Below are 15,385 nucleotides of genomic sequence, written 5' to 3'. Positions count from 1 at the left end.
TTATGATTTTCACAGATACAAATAAGAGTGATTTTGCTGATAATTTCAATGAACTTTTACAACGGGGAAAGATGGACATAGCACATGTAAGTGCTATTGTCGGAAATATCATAAATGAGATCAGAGAGGATAAAAACAGCGCTTTAAAACAACATATAGCAAAGTTTGATAATTGGACTCCTTTAAGTGATGAAGATCTGAAAATTTCAACGGAATCTATGGAAAAAGCTTATAATAATATAGACGCAAAATTAAAAGCTTCTTTGCACTTGGCATATGATAGAATTAAAGTTTATCATGAAAAACAAAAGCCAAAATCATGGTTTGACACGGAAGACAATGGAACAATTTTAGGTCAAAAAGTTACGGCGGTAGATAGTGCAGGGCTTTATATCCCAGGCGGAAAAGCAGCTTACCCGTCATCACTTTTGATGAATGTTATTCCTGCACAGGTTGCGGGAGTTGAAAATATAGTCGTATGTACACCGACACCCGATAATGAACCAAATGAACTTCTTCTTGCTGCTTGTCATCTTTGCGGTGTCAGTGAAGTTTACAAAGTGGGCGGAGCGAGTGCAATCGCTGCAATGGCTTATGGAACTGAGAATATACCAAAGGTAGATGTGATCACAGGGCCTGGTAATATTTTTGTAGCAACTGCAAAAAAGATGGTCTTTGGTGATGTGAATATTGATATGATTGCAGGGCCTAGTGAGATAGGGATACTGGCAGATGATAGTGCAAATGCTAATCATCTTGCGGTAGATATGTTATCTCAAGCTGAACATGACGAGATGGCAAGTTCTATCTTAATAACTCCATCACAAAAGTTGGCAGATGCAGTAAAGATTGAGATAGAAGAGTGGCTGAAAAAACTTCCACGTGAAGAGATAGCAAGAAAATCAATGGAAGAGCGCGGGGCTATTATAGTCACATCGGATATGGATGAAGCTATAAAACTTATGAATGAAATAGCGCCTGAGCATCTGGAAGTCGCAACTGATAATTCTTTTGAACTTCTGCCGTTTATCAAACATGCAGGTGCAATTTTCTTGGGGCATAACACTCCTGAGGCAATCGGTGATTATGTAGCCGGACCAAACCATACTCTACCTACCGGCGGAACAGCCAAGTTTTACTCTCCGCTCGGAGTAGAGAATTTCATGAAGAAAACTTCAATCATCTCTTTTTCAAGTAAAGCTATAAATGAGATAGGTGAAGAATGTGCGCTTATAGCAAACACCGAAGGCTTGACGGCTCATGAGCAATCAGTGCGAGTAAGACTTAGCAAATAACATTAAATAATAATAATTGACTTTGTTATTTTAATTAGTTATACTTTTTAATTATAAAATTATTTATAGATAAAGTAGCTTTGCTAATGAGAAAATGTGAGTCGAATATATTAGAACAATACCGATATATTGTAGATGAAACAAGCATGGTTTCAAAGTCTGATTTAATTGGGACTATAACTTACGTAAACAGCAAGTTTCTTGAAGTTACCGGTTACACTGCGCAAGAACTTTTAGGAAAACCGCACTCTATTTTAAGAAATCCGGAGACTCCGGTTGAAGTTTTTAAAGAGCTGTGGGATACTATCCAGGCAAAAAAGGTTTGGAGCGGTGTAATTGAGAACCTTAGAAAAGACGGCACAAAATATACTGTAGAAGTTTCCATATATCCTATTCTTAACTGCGATGGTGAAATACTGGAATACATATCTATTCGCAATAATATCACAAAACTTATAGAATTAAATCAAAAAAATGAAACTCTTCGTGAGCATGATATGCAACAACAACATATTGCAAGAGAAAAACTTGAATCCGGTATTGTAAATGAGTTGGATTCACAAAGCTGTAAAGTTATTTATCATCCATCAGGCATTATAAGCGGTGATTTTTATTCAATTTACAAACGTGAAGATGGCTCAATATTTATATATCTGTTAGATGGGCAAGGTCATGGCGTCTCTCCTGCAATGACTGTTTTTGCAGCCTCTGCAACCATTAAGCAGCTTCATAATGAAGAAGGCTGTTTGAAAGAACTGGGAAAGAAGTTTTTTCCTACGATAAGAACATTTTTGGGAGAGCTTGAACAACTCTCGTATATAATGATTATGATTTGTCCGGAAGGGAAAAAACTGACTTACGCATCTGGCGGGATGTATCCTTTTAAAGTTAAGATAAATGATGAGATTATTAGGATAAAAGCAAATAATCTTCCCTTCATGGAATTTTCGGAAATACCTGAAGTAGATGCTATTGATATAACTGATTGGAAATCTATTTTGTTATACAGTGATGGATTGGTAGAACATGAAAATAAAGACGAAAAGCACTTTTTACCAAGAGAACTTATCAATGACCCTAAACTGATAGACTACGCTTTAAACTCACTTCATAATTATGAATTTAGTGATGATGTAACTTTGATTCATTTACAAAACAGATTTAATGCTTAAATATATTCAATAAAACTTCACACTCGCCTATATCAAAGCTCTCTACTGCAATAGATAACTTCTTAGAAATATTTTTAAAACTCTCAATATTGTCTTTTTTTGCATAGAAATCAAGTTGATCTGCAAATTCTTGAATCAACTCTATATCTCCCGCTATTTGAGCATTACGTAGTAGCTCTTTAAGAGACGGGTATTTATCTAAAGAGATATCGTTTGTTTGAAAGTGACTGTTAATCTTGTCATTTTTTAATGGTTCGATTTTAGATTCTAAAAATTCAGACATCGCAAATAATAAATCATTTTCTTTTAATGGTTTATGTAAAAAATTATCAAATATGTCATGTTCAGGATTTTTCATGTTAAATACTACAGATGCGGTTATTGCAATTACCGGTATGTCTTTAAAGTTTTTAATCTCATTTGTAGCCTCAATCCCATTTTTCTTTGGCATTTTGATATCCATAAGGATTAGATCTACATGCTGTGCTTTAGCGATATCCACAGCTTCTTGTCCATCTACTGCTTCTAAAATTGTTAGTGGCGTGTCTTTTAGATACTCCATGATCAGTTTTCTGTTTAGTTCAATATCATCTGCAACAAGTATAGTCGCCTTGTTAAATGTAATTTTTCTATTTCGTTTTAAATATGTGTTTTTAGTGTTATTTGCTATCTCAACATCATATAATGTGATTCTAAAGGTTGAACCTTCATTCTTAGTACTGTTGACACTTATTTTTCCGCCCATCAAGTTGACTAGTTGCTTTGTAATAGCCAATCCAAGACCTGTCCCGCCATACTCTTTATTGCTTTGATTTGTATGTTGTGAAAATGCTTCAAACATTTTTTCTTGCTCAGGTGTATTCATGCCTATTCCGCTGTCTTGAACTTCTAAAATCAGGTTGACCCGATCTTTGTTTTCACTTGAAGAGGTAAAGATATTTAAATTAACATAGCCATTATGAGTGAATTTAATAGCATTACTCATAAGATTAAGCAGTATCTGTCTCACTCTTACTTCATCAAGCATTAAAGCCTCAGGAACTAAATCATCTATTTTTACGTTTAATTCCAATGCTTTGGATTTTGCTTTATGGTAAAAGACATTTTTAATCTCATCTCCGACTGCTCTTATGTCTGTGGCTGTCTTTTGTATTTCCAGTTTTCCTGCTTCAACTTTTGAGAGATCCAATATATCGTTGATTATTGCAAGGAGTATTTTTGAGCTGTCTTGAACAGATTTCACATAATTATGACTTGTAGTGTCTTGAACAGTTTTTTTCAGTAAATCAGTAAAACCGATAATTGCGTTCATAGGCGTTCTGATCTCATGTGACATATTTGCGAGAAATTCTGATTTCATTTTATTGGCAGAATCTGCATCTTCTTTTGCCAGTTTGAGCTCCAGAGTCCTTATCTCGACCATACTTTCAAGATTTTTGTTTACAGATTCCAATGCTTCTTTGGTCCTGTGTAACTCTTGATGTGTTTTATTCATATAAAAAACTATATTTGCAAGAACAAACCATTCAAATATGACAAATGCCCCATGCAGTAAAACTATGTCCAGACCGCATCCATAATTAAAAACAACAATAGGCGTATCAAATACATAGATGTTGTGCTGCTGCAGATAGTTAAAGAGCAGATGATGAAGTATGGTAAATATAGATCCAAGAGAGATTGTTTTATGGTCTCTATATATGACCAAAAATGAAAGTGCTCCAAAGATATGAAAGTGCATCTCTATTCGACCGAGACTCTGCTGTATCATGATGATGGAAAATGTGAGCAGGACCAACGCCAGAACATACCTGTATGTCTGTGTACCCGCAAATGATTTGTATGTAAAATAGGTTATCCCAAAAAGAGTTCCGCCGCCTATGAAACCTATTAAATATGCGTCAAAAAGATAAGCTGTTATAGTGGATACTATTATCCAATGTGCAAATACAAGTTTTAACATAAAGGCATCGGCATGTGCGTACTCTTTATTCATGTCTGATGACAAAGTGTTATTTAGGAAAAACAGTTTCAATAAACTATTCATAAAGCAACTCCTCTATATCTAGTTTTATTTGTTTAAAGTCATAAGGATAAGAATTGTATACATATCTTATCTCTTTTTTATTCCCCGTTCTTTTTATAAGATATAAATTTGCAGTGTGGTCATATTCTGTTTTGTCAAAAAGAGATTGATTAAAATAAACACTAAATTCTTTTGTGTAGTCTCTTACAATATCTTTGTCCAGATATATACCTTTAAACTCTTTATTGAAATAAAGAGCAAATTTTTCAGGAAGTTTTTTATCATTCGGCATCGAGATGTCCAAAAACTCTATACCGACTCTTTTTGTCGTATCATGTTCTAATGATTTGTATAATTTGTTTAAGTCATATAATCTTGGTGCACATATCTTGTCGCATCCCGAGTATCCGAAAAACAGAAGTTTGATGTCTTTGTCATCGTCCAATATAAGTGGCAGCTCAAACTCTTTGTACAAGGAGGTTCTTGAAATATTTTTGGTAAAAAAAGTAGGAATAATGACTATCAGCAGAGATATAACAACGACTAATGTCAGTATTAGTACACCATATAGTTTTTTTTTCATTATTTGTTGTATTTATTTTTTATTTTTAGTATTTCATCTATATTTTCAAACAGTAAATCCACAAGCTTAGGTTCAAATGCAAGTCCTCTTTGACTTTTTATAAAATCCAATGTTTCTTCAATGCTCCAGGCTTTCTTGTAAACTCTGTCATTGCTAAGAGCATCAAATACATCTGCTATAGCAGTAATCCTGCCAAATATATGGATATCTTCACCTCTTAGACTATTTGGATATCCGCTGCCGTTCCATTTTTCATGATGTTCATGCGATATGAGAGCTGCTGCTTGCAGAAGTTGATGTTTGGATTTGTTGAAAATTTCCCAACCAAAAGTAGTATGATTTTTCATTATCTGCATCTCTTTATCTGTAAGTTTTGCAGGCTTTAAGAGTATTGAATCGGGGATAATGACCTTACCTATATCATGCATAGGAGAAGCCATTTTAAGAAGTTTTACATTTTCTTCGCTGCAGCCATAGGCACTTGCAAGCAGTTCAGAGATTAAAGATACCCTGTTTACATGATCCCCAGTCTCTTTTGATCTCCATTCTCCAAGTTCACCCAGCGTGTGCAGAACTTCTTCTTGCGTTGCAATTATGTCATTTTGAAGTTCCATCTCTTTTGTTATATCTGTTCGTATGCTGATATACTCTACTATATCATTATTATAATTTAGAATCGGGAATATTGTTGCTTCAAAGTAATAGTAACTTCCATCTTTTGCAATATTTTTGATTAGTCCGTTCCATGTCTTTTTACTCTGTATAGTCTCCCACATATTTTTATAAAATTCATCACTAACTTCAGGACTCCTGAAAATCCTGTGATTTTTACCGAGGAGTTCTTCTTTTGAATACTTGCTTAGTTCACAAAATCTATCATTAACATAGGTTATATTTCCGTCCAAATCTGCTTTTGAGACTGAAGCACTGGCATCAACCGCTAGTTTGTATTGTTCTAATAATGTTTTGGTCTCATTTACTTCTTCACGAAGTTTTTCTTTGGCTTCGTGAAGATCTACATGTGTCTTTACTCGATGAAGAAGCTCAAGTTCATCAAAAGGTTTTGTAATATAGTCTTCTCCTCCATATTCAAAGCCCTTTCTAATATTTTCCTGGTTAACATTTGCACTTAAGAAGATAATAGGAATCTCTTTAAAGGTAGTGTCTTTTTTTATGATAGAAGCTGTCTCATAACCGCTTAGACCCGGCATATTGATATCTAGTAGTATAAGAGAGTATTTACGAAGCTGCAACTGTTCTATTGCTTGCTCTCCGCTTGTAGAAAAAAATATATTGTACAAATCTGTCGATTTTAAAACATTTGCTGCTAATTGTATATTTTTAGTATTGTCATCTACAATCAAAATATTATGTTTATTTATCATAATCAGCTACTTATGTTTATTTTAACTATTATAAATTGTACACGAATAATTCTAACAAAATCTTTAATGCAACATCACACTTTGTTATTTCACAAAACTACTCAACAATGAAAATTTATCAAAATATTATCACTTATTTATAACTAGTTTAAGGTTACTTAGATACTATTTTTAACAGTAAAAGACCCTATTTTACGACTATAAGGGGTTCTTTTGTAATGTATTAGACATAGTTATAAATCTTAAATTTGCCATTAAAAATTAAAAAAGGCCAAAGGAGAATATATGCAATTAGGGTTCCTAGTTGATTTGCATCTGTGTATGGGATGTAAAGGATGTGAGATCGCATGTAAAGTGGAAAATGAAGTTCCGCTTAGTACATGGAGACTCCGTGTTAAATATGTGGACGTGGGAACTTTCCCAGAAACAAAGAGAACATTTACTCCACTTAGATGTAATCACTGTGAGAATGCTCCATGTGAAAGAATCTGTCCGGTAAGTGCACTACATTATTTGGATAACGGTATTGTAAATATCGATAAAGAGCGTTGTATCGGTTGTGCCGGTTGTGTTATGGCTTGTCCATACGGAGCGATTTATATAGATCCTCAAACACAAACTGCTGATAAATGTACATACTGTGCACACCGTGTTGCGTCGTCCATGATGCCTGCTTGTGTTGTAGCTTGTCCTGTTCAAGCGAATATTTTCGGTGATTTAGATGATCCAACTTCAAATATATCTAAATATATCCAGCATAATCAAAGTAATGTTCAAGTACGTAAACCGGAGAAGGGAACAAACCCTCATCATTTCTATGTAAACGGAGGTAATGTTAACCTTAACCCTCTTGCATCTCATAGAGTAGAAGGTCATTCACTATTTAACAAGATTACAACACTTCCAGTAGGAGGACATCACTAATGGCAGCACATGAAATATTAGCAGCAACAAATGCTGTAGTAACTTTAGATGTAGCTTTACCGGGTACAGTTTGGCCTTGGTTGGTTACGGTAAATATGTGGGCAAAAAGTATTGGTACTGGTGTAATCTTTATGCTTTTCTTACTTCTTAGAACGCATCCTGATTCAGTAAAAAATTTAAGATTACCGACAGCGTTGGCTGCATTTATCTTTATTAATATATTCTTATTATTTACATTGGCTGATTTACATCAACCGTTTAGAATGTGGCATATATTTGTTTACCCTAGCTTCTCATCAGCAATTGCTTGGGGTTCAATGATGGCTACGACATTCTTGGGTCTATTGACTCTTCTAATCCTTTTAGCTTGGAAAAAGAATGACGAAGTATACGACAAAGTATTATTATGGACAACTATTTTAGCAATTCCTGTAACACTTTATACAGCTGCACTTATGTCTCAATGTACAGCTCGTGAATTATGGCAAATGCCGACAGAAGCAGCTCAAATGGTTTTAGCAGCACTACTTTCAGGTTCTGCATTTATGATTTTAATGGGTGGAAGCAAATTATCTTACGAAGCTAAAAAATCTTTAGGCGTAATACTTGGTTTAAGTGCACTAATGTCTTTTATTATCTATATGTCAGAGTATATTTTCGGTCCAATGAAAGCAGAAGAAGTTGCAGCAGTTTTAGAGTACATAAAAGGTGACGGGCCGTACACTGTTATGTTCTGGTTAGGTCAATGGATTACATATCTATTACCAATGCTTTTAATAATATTAAGTCGTTCAAGCAAAAGTGAGAGCATTTTAAAACTTGCAGCGATTTTAGCACTAGTGGGTTTATTCATAGTTAAACATGTTTGGCTGATGATTCCACAATTATTACCAATGAGTTAGGGAGAAATATAAATGTATTTACAAAGTAGAAGAACATTTTTAAAAGGTGCTGCATTCACAGTTGCTGGTGCTGCTATTGCTAAAGGTGTATTTACGACAGACGCACAGGCTGAGTCTGTTGCTGATAGCAAGTTTACAAATACTCCGGACTCATTGTCATTCTATCCTCCAATGGAGGAATGGGCTGATTTTAAAGAGTTAGACGGAGATGATTGGAAAAGAGGTGGTATTGATCGTCACGGTGTAAGAAGTGAATCAAATCCTGAAGGTATTGAAGTTAATGATTACATGATCGTTCCTACTGCATGTTCTAACTGTGAGGCTTCTTGTGGTCTTACTGCATGGATCGATAAAAAAACTTTTACAGTTAAAAAGTATATGGGTAATCCATTGCATCCGGCTTCTCGTGGTCGCAACTGTGCAAAAGGTTATGCAACACAATCACAAATGTATGATCCGGATCGTATCGCATTCCCACTAAAAAGAGCTCCAGGTTCTGCTCGTGGTGAAGGTAAATGGATTCGTACAACTTGGGATGAAGCAATGACTGCCATCGGTAAAAAGATGGGAGATACACTTGCAAAAGGTGACGAGTTATCCAAAAAAACAGTAATGTTCCATGTCGGTCGTCCAAATGAGAATGGATTTACAGGTAAAGTATGGCATACACTTGGATGTGATGCATTTAACTCACATACAAATATCTGTTCTTCAGGTGGTCGTACTCCGACTATCCAATGGGCAAATGATGATAGAAGTTCTCCGGATTGGGCTAATGCGAAGTTAGTATTCCTTAACTCATCTCACGCTGCAGATGCCGGTCACTACTTTCAACAATCAGCTTCATTTATCGCAGATGCCAGAGCTAAAGGTGCTAAACTTGTAGTTATGGATCCTCGTATGTCTAACTCTGCAGGTATGGCAGATTTATGGATTGCTGCATGGCCTGGTACTGAGCCTCTAATATATCTTTACCTAACTCAGAGAATTCTGAATGAAGGTAAAGTAGATAGAGACTTTGTTAAGAAATGGATGAACTGGGAAGTATTTTTAGATAACAAAAAATATTTAGATTTTATGGTTGAAAAAGGGTATATCTCTAAAGCTCCAACTAAAAATGATTTTGATACATTCTTGGATACTTTACAAGAACTATATACTCCTTATACTCTAGATCATGTATCTAAAGAGACTCATGTTCCTGCATATAAGCTTGAAGAGTTATATGATATGTTCATTTGGGCTGGTACTTCAATTTCTTCATATTTCTGGAGAGCAACTGCTGCGGGTAACCGTGGTGGCTGGATGAGTGGTCGTACAGGTTTCTTACCAATCGCTCTTCGTGGTGCTATCGGTCCTGAAGGTGGTACATTCTTCCACCATTTCCATGTTATTTCCGTAGCTGGTAAAGGCGGTAGTTCAACGGTAGGTCAAGGTAAGCGTGGTTCAAACATTCCTAAAGTTGATGTTTATAATGAGCTTAGTTTCCCGCCAGAGTGGCCACTATCGACTTATGAGATGTCATTCTTACTTCCTCACCTACTTGCAGATACTAAATGGCAGCAAAAATGGATTGACAAGGGTCTTAACGTACCACAGAAACTTTCTGTTTGGATTCCTCGTATGTATAATCCTGTTTGGATTAATCCGGATGGTTTCAGATGGATCGAGACTATCAAAGATGAGAAGAAAATGGAACTTACATTCAATCTTTCTCCTGTATGGTCTGAGACAAACTGGTATGTTGATTATATTCTACCTGTTGGTTTGGCCGGTGAAAGACACGATCAGCACTCTGAAGCTACAATGCCTGCAAGATGGACTTCATTCCGTCAACCAGTTATGAGAGTTGCTCTTGAAAAATCTGGTTGGAAACCTAAAAATCCAGCTCGTGCTACACTTGAAGCTCACATTAAAGCCGGACTTGGTGAAGTTTGGGAAGAGAATGAGTTTTGGTTTGACATGTGTGTTAATTACATCGATCCAGATGGTAAAATCTTTATTGATGATGCTAAGACTAAATCAATCAGATCAATGTGGGAATCTAAAAAGACTCCTGGTACACCTGTTACTATCGCTGAGTGGTATGATGCGGCATTTGGCGATAACTTACCAAATCTTAAAGCTACAGCTACTTCTGATGCTAGATACAAAAATGCTGAATTCCCGGTATATGAGTATATGAGGGATCACGGTGCTTGGATGGAAGAGAATAAAATCTATTCTGCTCAAGAAAAAGAGATTAAAGATGACGGTGAGAATTACATCTCTCACGGGCATAAATATGATAAAAAACATGTTCATACTGACAAACGTACAGGTGTTATGACTACAGAGTCTCACGGTAAGAAAAAATCTATCGGTATTGAAATTGATGGTAAGAAATTTGAAGGTTTCGCTACTTTAGATAAGAAACTTGACTTCTTCTGTGAGTGGTTAGCTGATGATTGGAAATGGCCGGAATATGCTATTCCTTTCTATCCAAGAACACCAAAAGAGAAAAAAGAAATGGTTCACATCGTATCTCATGTTGACCACTCTTATATGACTGAGAAAAATTCATATGCGCTTAACACAGTTTTCCGTCTGCCGTATAATATTCATACGCGTTCTGCAAACTCTAAGCACCTTATGGAAATTTCACAAAATCATGATCCTATCTGGATCTCGACTCCAGATGCTAAGCGTCAAGGTTTCAAACGTGGTGACGCGATTCGTGTAAGAATTACTGATAGTGTTACTGGTTTAGAGTCCGGTTATTTTGTAGCTATGGCAGTTCCAACAGAAGGTGTACTTCCGGGAACACTCGCATGTTCTCACCACGGTGGTAGATGGAAACTTGTTAATTCAGTTTCAGTACCAAACGGTGTTACTGATGGTAAAGTTGATTCTCAGCCGGTTAAGCGTAATATGAATGATCCAAAATTTATGGCTCACTCACCTGAAAATGTAGGTAAAGTTGGTGCTCAGATTAAGATTGAAGATTATGACGGTACAAGCGGTATCAATAGCTTTGGTGTTCCAACTGCTGAACTTCAGATGGACGGTAAAGAAGGTAAACTTAAATATGTTGAGGGTATTAAACCTTTCCATGCCCAAAGATTTGCAGAATATAACAGTGACAGCGGTAACATCTGGTGGGATGGTCTAAGCGGTTCATGGCAAAATGCTGTAGCTGCAGCTCATCCTGATCCAATTTCCGGTATGCACTGTTGGCACCAGAAAGTTATCTTAGAGCCTGCACAGCAAGGTGATAAGATTGGTGATATCTATGTAAATTATGATAATAACTTCAAAATTTATCAAGGATGGAGAGATGATTTAACTCGTGAGTTAAATTCTAACGATAAACTTCGTCGTCCTCAACACATCAAACGTCCGTGGGTTCCTCTTTCGGATAAAGCTTATGCTGTTGAAATCAAAAGCTAAAAATATGAGCTTTTAAATCAAAGGGTTTAAACCCTTTGATTATAAACCGGCCCACCACATCCTAAGCCATAATCCCCAAGTACTTGTAAATCCTACTTCACTAAATACCAGATTTTTATTTTTGTCATATATGAAAGTTGTAGGATAAGCCGCAATTTTAAATTCTTTGGCAAAAAAACCATTTGTGTCGTTGTAGACTTTATAATTTAATTTATGCTCATCCATATACTTTTGTAGGTCGCTATTGGTTCCGGAGTTAACAGCAATAGTAAGAACCTCAAATTTCTCAGATATACTCTGTATATTTGAAGCCTCAAGTTTACATGTAGGGCACCAAGTTGCCCAAAAATGTATGAGTATAGGTTTTTCATCAGGATATTTGTATTCTTGTGAATTTAAGAGTGTTATATTTATATTTTGCAGAGGGTCTTTGTTTAAATCACTGCTTTTATAAAAACTGATTATATTTGCTAAGATTGTTAAAAATATAAAAAATGTAATAAGCTCTTTTAAATACTTTTTGATTTTTTCTTTCATTTAGTTAACTTTTTGTCATAATTTTGTCACTTTTAACACTTTTGTAATTGTTACGTGGTAATATTACCACAATAATAAAAAAACGGGGAATAAAATATTATGAAAATAGTTGTAGCAATAATAGCAATCTTTCTACTGGTAGGTTGTGGGCCTGATAATGAACCGCAAGTTAAATCTAGTATGTTTCAATCAGTGAGTTCACAAGAAGCAACACTTGTTCAAAGTGGAAAAGAGAAAGGTTCATGTTCAAGATGTGGAATGAACTTAGTTATGTTTTACAAGACCAGCCATGCAGCTGAGCTTGATGGCAAACATTATCAGTATTGTTCGATTCACTGTTTGGAAGATCATCTTGGTGAAGGTACGACTCTTAAAAATCCAAAAGTTGTTGACGTTGATTCATTAAGATTGATACCTGTAGGAGATGCTCACTACATTGTTGGAAGTAAAAAAAATGGAACCATGACTAGAGTTAGCAAGTATGCTTTTTTAGATATAGAAATGGCTAAAAAGTTTCAAGCAAAATATGGTGGGAAAATAATGGATTTTAGTGGAGCATTAGCAAAAGCTAAAGAGGATTTTAAATAGTATATATACAAGCTATCATTTGATAGCTTGCTATGAGATAGAACTTACTCTATCTCAGCATCGATAACGTCGTCATCTTCTTTTTTCTTCTTTTGGTCAGCTTCACCGGCTTGCTCACCGCCTTGTTCTTTGTCTTTATACATTTGCTCAGCCATTTTATGACTTGCCTCTGTAAGAGCTTTTACTTTTTCTTCGATTTGTTCTTTTGTAGCAGACTCATCTTTTATAACTTCTTTTAGATCAGCTATTGCAGTTTCAATCTTAGCTTTTTCTTCTGCTTCGATTTTTTCACCCATCTCAGTTAAAGATTTTTCAGTTTGAGCGATAAGTGCATCTGCCTGGTTTCTTAAATCAACCATTGCTTTTCTTGCTTCATCTTCAGCTTTATGAGCTTCAGCGTCTTGAACCATTTTGTTGATTTCTTCTTCACTTAATCCAGATGATCCTGAGATTGTGATTGATTGAGATTTACCAGTACCTTTGTCAGTTGAAGAAACTGTCAGGATACCATTTGCATCGATGTCAAATGTAACTTCGATTTGAGGTACACCGCGTGGGGCAGCTGGAATATCACCAAGTTCAAACAGACCTAAAGATTTGTTATCTTTAGCGAACTCTCTCTCACCTTGAACAACTGAGATGCTAACAGCCGGTTGGTTGTCTTCTGCAGTTGAGAATACTTGAGATTTCTTAACAGGGATAGTAGTACCTTTTTCAATAATCTTAGTAGCAACACCGCCTAAAGTCTCAATACCTAGTGATAATGGAGTAACATCTAGAAGAAGAACATCTTTAACATCGCCTCTTAAAACACCACCTTGAATAGCAGCACCTGCAGCAACAACTTCATCTGGGTTTACACCTTTGTTTAGTGATTTACCGCCAAAGTATTTAGAAACAGCTTCTTGAGCAGCCGGTACACGAGTTGAACCCCCAACCATGATTATCTCTTTGATATCACCGTTATCTAAGTCAGCTTCTTTCATAGCTGTTTTGATGTGATCGATTGTCTCATCAACAAGAGAAGCAATCATACCTTCAAATTTAGCACGAGTCAGTTTAATAACCAAGTGCTGTGGTCCAGCTTCCGTCATAGTGATAAACGGTAAGTTGATCTCTGTCTCAGTTGAAGAACTTAACTCTTTTTTAGCATTTTCAGCAGCGTCTTTTAGACGTTGAAGTGCCATTTTGTCATTTTTAAGATCAATTCCGTGAGAAGATTTGAACTCAGCATTTAAAAAGTCAACAATCTTGTTATCAAAATCATCTCCACCCAAAAAAGCATTACCGTCAGTAGAAAGAACTTCAAAAGTACCGTCTGAGATCTCTAAAACAGTAACGTCAAATGTACCACCACCAAGGTCATATACAAGTACATTCTCTTCAGCTTTGCTCTCTAGTCCGTAAGCAAGTGCAGATGCTGTCGGCTCATTGATAATACGAAGAACATTAAGACCGGCAATAGTACCAGCATCTTTAGTCGCTTTTCTTTGTGCATCGTTGAAGTACGCAGGAACTGTAATAACCGCGTCAGTTACTGTAGAACCGATATAAGCCTCTGCATCTTCTTTTAGTTTTGTTAAGATTTTAGCTGAAATCTCTTGTGGAGTGTAAATCTTTCCTGCAACATCAACAGCTGCTGAACCATCTTTGTCTACGATGTTGTATGTTACTTTATCGTGCGCCGCCTTGGCATTTTCCTCGTTCATCATTAGACCCATAATTCTCTTGATTGAAGAGATTGTTTTTTCAGGGTTTGTGATAGCTTGACGTTTTGCCGGATCACCAACTAAAACATCACCTTTATCTGTGAAAGCTACTACTGAAGGTGTTGTGTTTTTACCTTCTTTATTTGGGATGATTTTCGCTTCACCACCCTCATAAACTGCTACACATGAATTTGTTGTTCCTAAATCTATACCGATTACTTTACTCATTTTTTATTCCTTAATTTAATTTATATTTTTATTATTTAGCTACTATAACCATTGCTTCACGCAGTGGTCTGTTCTTGTATTTATAACCTGTTTGAAAAGTTTGGACAATCTGTCCGCTCTCTACATCATCACTCTCAACACTTTGAACCGCATTATGAATATTTGGGTCAAAAGGTTCATCATGTGATACCATTGTTACACCGTGTTTCTCTAAAGATGTAGTAAACTGTTTGATTGTCAGCTCAATACCTTCTTTAAGTTTTTCTAAAAGCTCATCTGAAGTTCCCTCAGTAGCTGTAGAAGTCATTGCCATTTGGAGTGCGTCCATAACAGGAATCATATCTTTAGCAAATTTCTCATTTGAGTATTCTACTGCCGTATACTTTTCTCTTTCTAATCTTTTTTTGATATTATCAAAATCAGCATGAACTCTCGCATATTTGTCTTTTAGAGCAAGTAACTCTTCTTGAAGAAGGTCAAACTCATTCTCTACAGCTTCAGCTTCAGCCTCTGCTTCATCGTTGTTTAATTCTATATTTTCATCTTCATTTTCTTGAAGATCGCTTTGTAATTCTTCGTCTGATTTTTTTGACATAGTTGTTAAATC

General features: G+C 35.8%; 12 protein-coding genes. 6 read left to right on the top strand and 6 right to left on the bottom strand.

Features of this window, described 5'->3' with window-relative positions; all coding sequences use genetic code 11:
* The first annotated feature begins 2 nt into the window (after nucleotides 1–2).
* Entirely contained in the window at nucleotides 3–1,295 is a 1,293-nt protein-coding gene (gene hisD / locus ABYK18_RS01735) for a histidinol dehydrogenase (RefSeq protein WP_373034858.1), read from the top strand.
* Between the two features lie 86 nt (nucleotides 1,296–1,381).
* Complete coding sequence (locus ABYK18_RS01730; protein ID WP_373034857.1) at nucleotides 1,382–2,467, top strand: PAS domain S-box protein; 1,086 nt, start codon at nucleotides 1,382–1,384, stop codon at nucleotides 2,465–2,467.
* On the opposite strand, the gene ABYK18_RS01725 is transcribed toward ABYK18_RS01730, so the two are convergent.
* Genes ABYK18_RS01725 through ABYK18_RS01715 form a run of 3 tightly spaced genes read right to left on the bottom strand, consistent with a single transcriptional unit; the run spans nucleotide 2,457 to nucleotide 6,461 of the window.
* Nucleotides 2,457–4,514 (bottom strand): ATP-binding protein, encoded by a 2,058-nt coding sequence (locus ABYK18_RS01725; RefSeq protein ID WP_373034856.1) that lies wholly within the window; start codon nucleotides 4,512–4,514, stop codon nucleotides 2,457–2,459. The genes ABYK18_RS01730 and ABYK18_RS01725 overlap by 11 nt on opposite strands.
* A complete protein-coding gene (locus tag ABYK18_RS01720; RefSeq protein ID WP_373034855.1) occupies nucleotides 4,507–5,076 on the bottom strand; it encodes an SCO family protein in 570 nt (189 codons plus the stop codon). The genes ABYK18_RS01725 and ABYK18_RS01720 overlap by 8 nt, the downstream gene beginning before the upstream one ends.
* The gene (locus ABYK18_RS01715; RefSeq protein WP_373034854.1) at nucleotides 5,076–6,461 is read right to left on the bottom strand and encodes an HD domain-containing phosphohydrolase; all 1,386 of its coding nucleotides are present in this window, start codon (nucleotides 6,459–6,461) and stop codon (nucleotides 5,076–5,078) included. Before ABYK18_RS01715 ends, ABYK18_RS01720 begins: the two co-directional genes overlap by 1 nt.
* A 285-nt stretch (nucleotides 6,462–6,746) precedes the next feature.
* Between ABYK18_RS01715 and ABYK18_RS01710 the strand changes: the two genes are divergently transcribed.
* The 3 genes from ABYK18_RS01710 to ABYK18_RS01700 are packed head-to-tail and all read left to right on the top strand — an operon-like array spanning nucleotide 6,747 to nucleotide 11,716.
* Entirely contained in the window at nucleotides 6,747–7,385 is a 639-nt protein-coding gene (locus ABYK18_RS01710) for a 4Fe-4S dicluster domain-containing protein (RefSeq protein WP_373034852.1), read from the top strand.
* Nucleotides 7,385–8,287, top strand: a complete 903-nt coding sequence (gene nrfD / locus ABYK18_RS01705) for an NrfD/PsrC family molybdoenzyme membrane anchor subunit (RefSeq protein WP_373034850.1) — start codon at nucleotides 7,385–7,387, stop codon at nucleotides 8,285–8,287. Before ABYK18_RS01710 ends, nrfD begins: the two co-directional genes overlap by 1 nt.
* A 12-nt stretch (nucleotides 8,288–8,299) precedes the next feature.
* On the top strand, nucleotides 8,300–11,716 hold the full coding sequence (locus ABYK18_RS01700; protein WP_373034849.1) for a molybdopterin-dependent oxidoreductase: 3,417 nt from the start codon (nucleotides 8,300–8,302) through the stop codon (nucleotides 11,714–11,716).
* A 39-nt stretch (nucleotides 11,717–11,755) separates the two neighbouring features.
* Here ABYK18_RS01700 and ABYK18_RS01695 read toward each other — a convergent pair whose 3' ends face one another.
* Complete coding sequence (locus ABYK18_RS01695; protein WP_373034848.1) at nucleotides 11,756–12,253, bottom strand: redoxin domain-containing protein; 498 nt, start codon at nucleotides 12,251–12,253, stop codon at nucleotides 11,756–11,758.
* A 99-nt stretch (nucleotides 12,254–12,352) separates the two neighbouring features.
* Between ABYK18_RS01695 and ABYK18_RS01690 the strand changes: the two genes are divergently transcribed.
* Nucleotides 12,353–12,841, top strand: a complete 489-nt coding sequence (locus tag ABYK18_RS01690; RefSeq protein WP_373034847.1) for a nitrous oxide reductase accessory protein NosL — start codon at nucleotides 12,353–12,355, stop codon at nucleotides 12,839–12,841.
* Nucleotides 12,842–12,885: 44 nt separating this feature from the next.
* Here the strand turns inward: ABYK18_RS01690 and dnaK are convergent, their stop codons facing one another.
* Both dnaK and grpE read right to left on the bottom strand, forming a co-directional pair.
* Nucleotides 12,886–14,778, bottom strand: coding sequence for a molecular chaperone DnaK (gene dnaK, locus ABYK18_RS01685; RefSeq protein ID WP_373034846.1), 1,893 nt, complete (start codon nucleotides 14,776–14,778; stop codon nucleotides 12,886–12,888).
* Nucleotides 14,779–14,809: 31 nt separating this feature from the next.
* Nucleotides 14,810–15,373 carry a nucleotide exchange factor GrpE gene (grpE, locus tag ABYK18_RS01680; protein ID WP_373034844.1) on the bottom strand — a complete coding sequence of 188 codons (564 nt, stop codon included), beginning with the start codon at nucleotides 15,371–15,373 and terminating at the stop codon, nucleotides 14,810–14,812.
* Between the last annotated feature and the right edge of the window lie 12 nt (nucleotides 15,374–15,385).

It is taken from the genome of Sulfurimonas sp. (assembly GCF_041563495.1).
Classification (GTDB): Bacteria; Campylobacterota; Campylobacteria; order Campylobacterales; family Sulfurimonadaceae; genus Sulfurimonas.
Note: the sequence above shows the minus strand (reverse complement) of the source record. Positions and strands in the feature narration are given on the sequence as shown.

Excerpts from the sequence above, each read along its gene's own strand:
- hisD (WP_373034858.1), top strand. The coding sequence starts at position 3 with ATGATTTTCACAGATACAAATAAGAGTGATTTTGCTGATAATTTCAAT.
- ABYK18_RS01730 (WP_373034857.1), top strand. The coding sequence starts at position 1,382 with ATGAGAAAATGTGAGTCGAATATATTAGAACAATACCGATATATTGTA.
- ABYK18_RS01725 (WP_373034856.1), bottom strand. The coding sequence starts at position 4,514 with ATGAATAGTTTATTGAAACTGTTTTTCCTAAATAACACTTTGTCATCA.
- ABYK18_RS01720 (WP_373034855.1), bottom strand. The coding sequence starts at position 5,076 with ATGAAAAAAAAACTATATGGTGTACTAATACTGACATTAGTCGTTGTT.
- ABYK18_RS01715 (WP_373034854.1), bottom strand. The coding sequence starts at position 6,461 with ATGATAAATAAACATAATATTTTGATTGTAGATGACAATACTAAAAAT.
- ABYK18_RS01710 (WP_373034852.1), top strand. The coding sequence starts at position 6,747 with ATGCAATTAGGGTTCCTAGTTGATTTGCATCTGTGTATGGGATGTAAA.
- nrfD (WP_373034850.1), top strand. The coding sequence starts at position 7,385 with ATGGCAGCACATGAAATATTAGCAGCAACAAATGCTGTAGTAACTTTA.
- ABYK18_RS01700 (WP_373034849.1), top strand. The coding sequence starts at position 8,300 with ATGTATTTACAAAGTAGAAGAACATTTTTAAAAGGTGCTGCATTCACA.
- ABYK18_RS01695 (WP_373034848.1), bottom strand. The coding sequence starts at position 12,253 with ATGAAAGAAAAAATCAAAAAGTATTTAAAAGAGCTTATTACATTTTTT.
- ABYK18_RS01690 (WP_373034847.1), top strand. The coding sequence starts at position 12,353 with ATGAAAATAGTTGTAGCAATAATAGCAATCTTTCTACTGGTAGGTTGT.
- dnaK (WP_373034846.1), bottom strand. The coding sequence starts at position 14,778 with ATGAGTAAAGTAATCGGTATAGATTTAGGAACAACAAATTCATGTGTA.
- grpE (WP_373034844.1), bottom strand. The coding sequence starts at position 15,373 with ATGTCAAAAAAATCAGACGAAGAATTACAAAGCGATCTTCAAGAAAAT.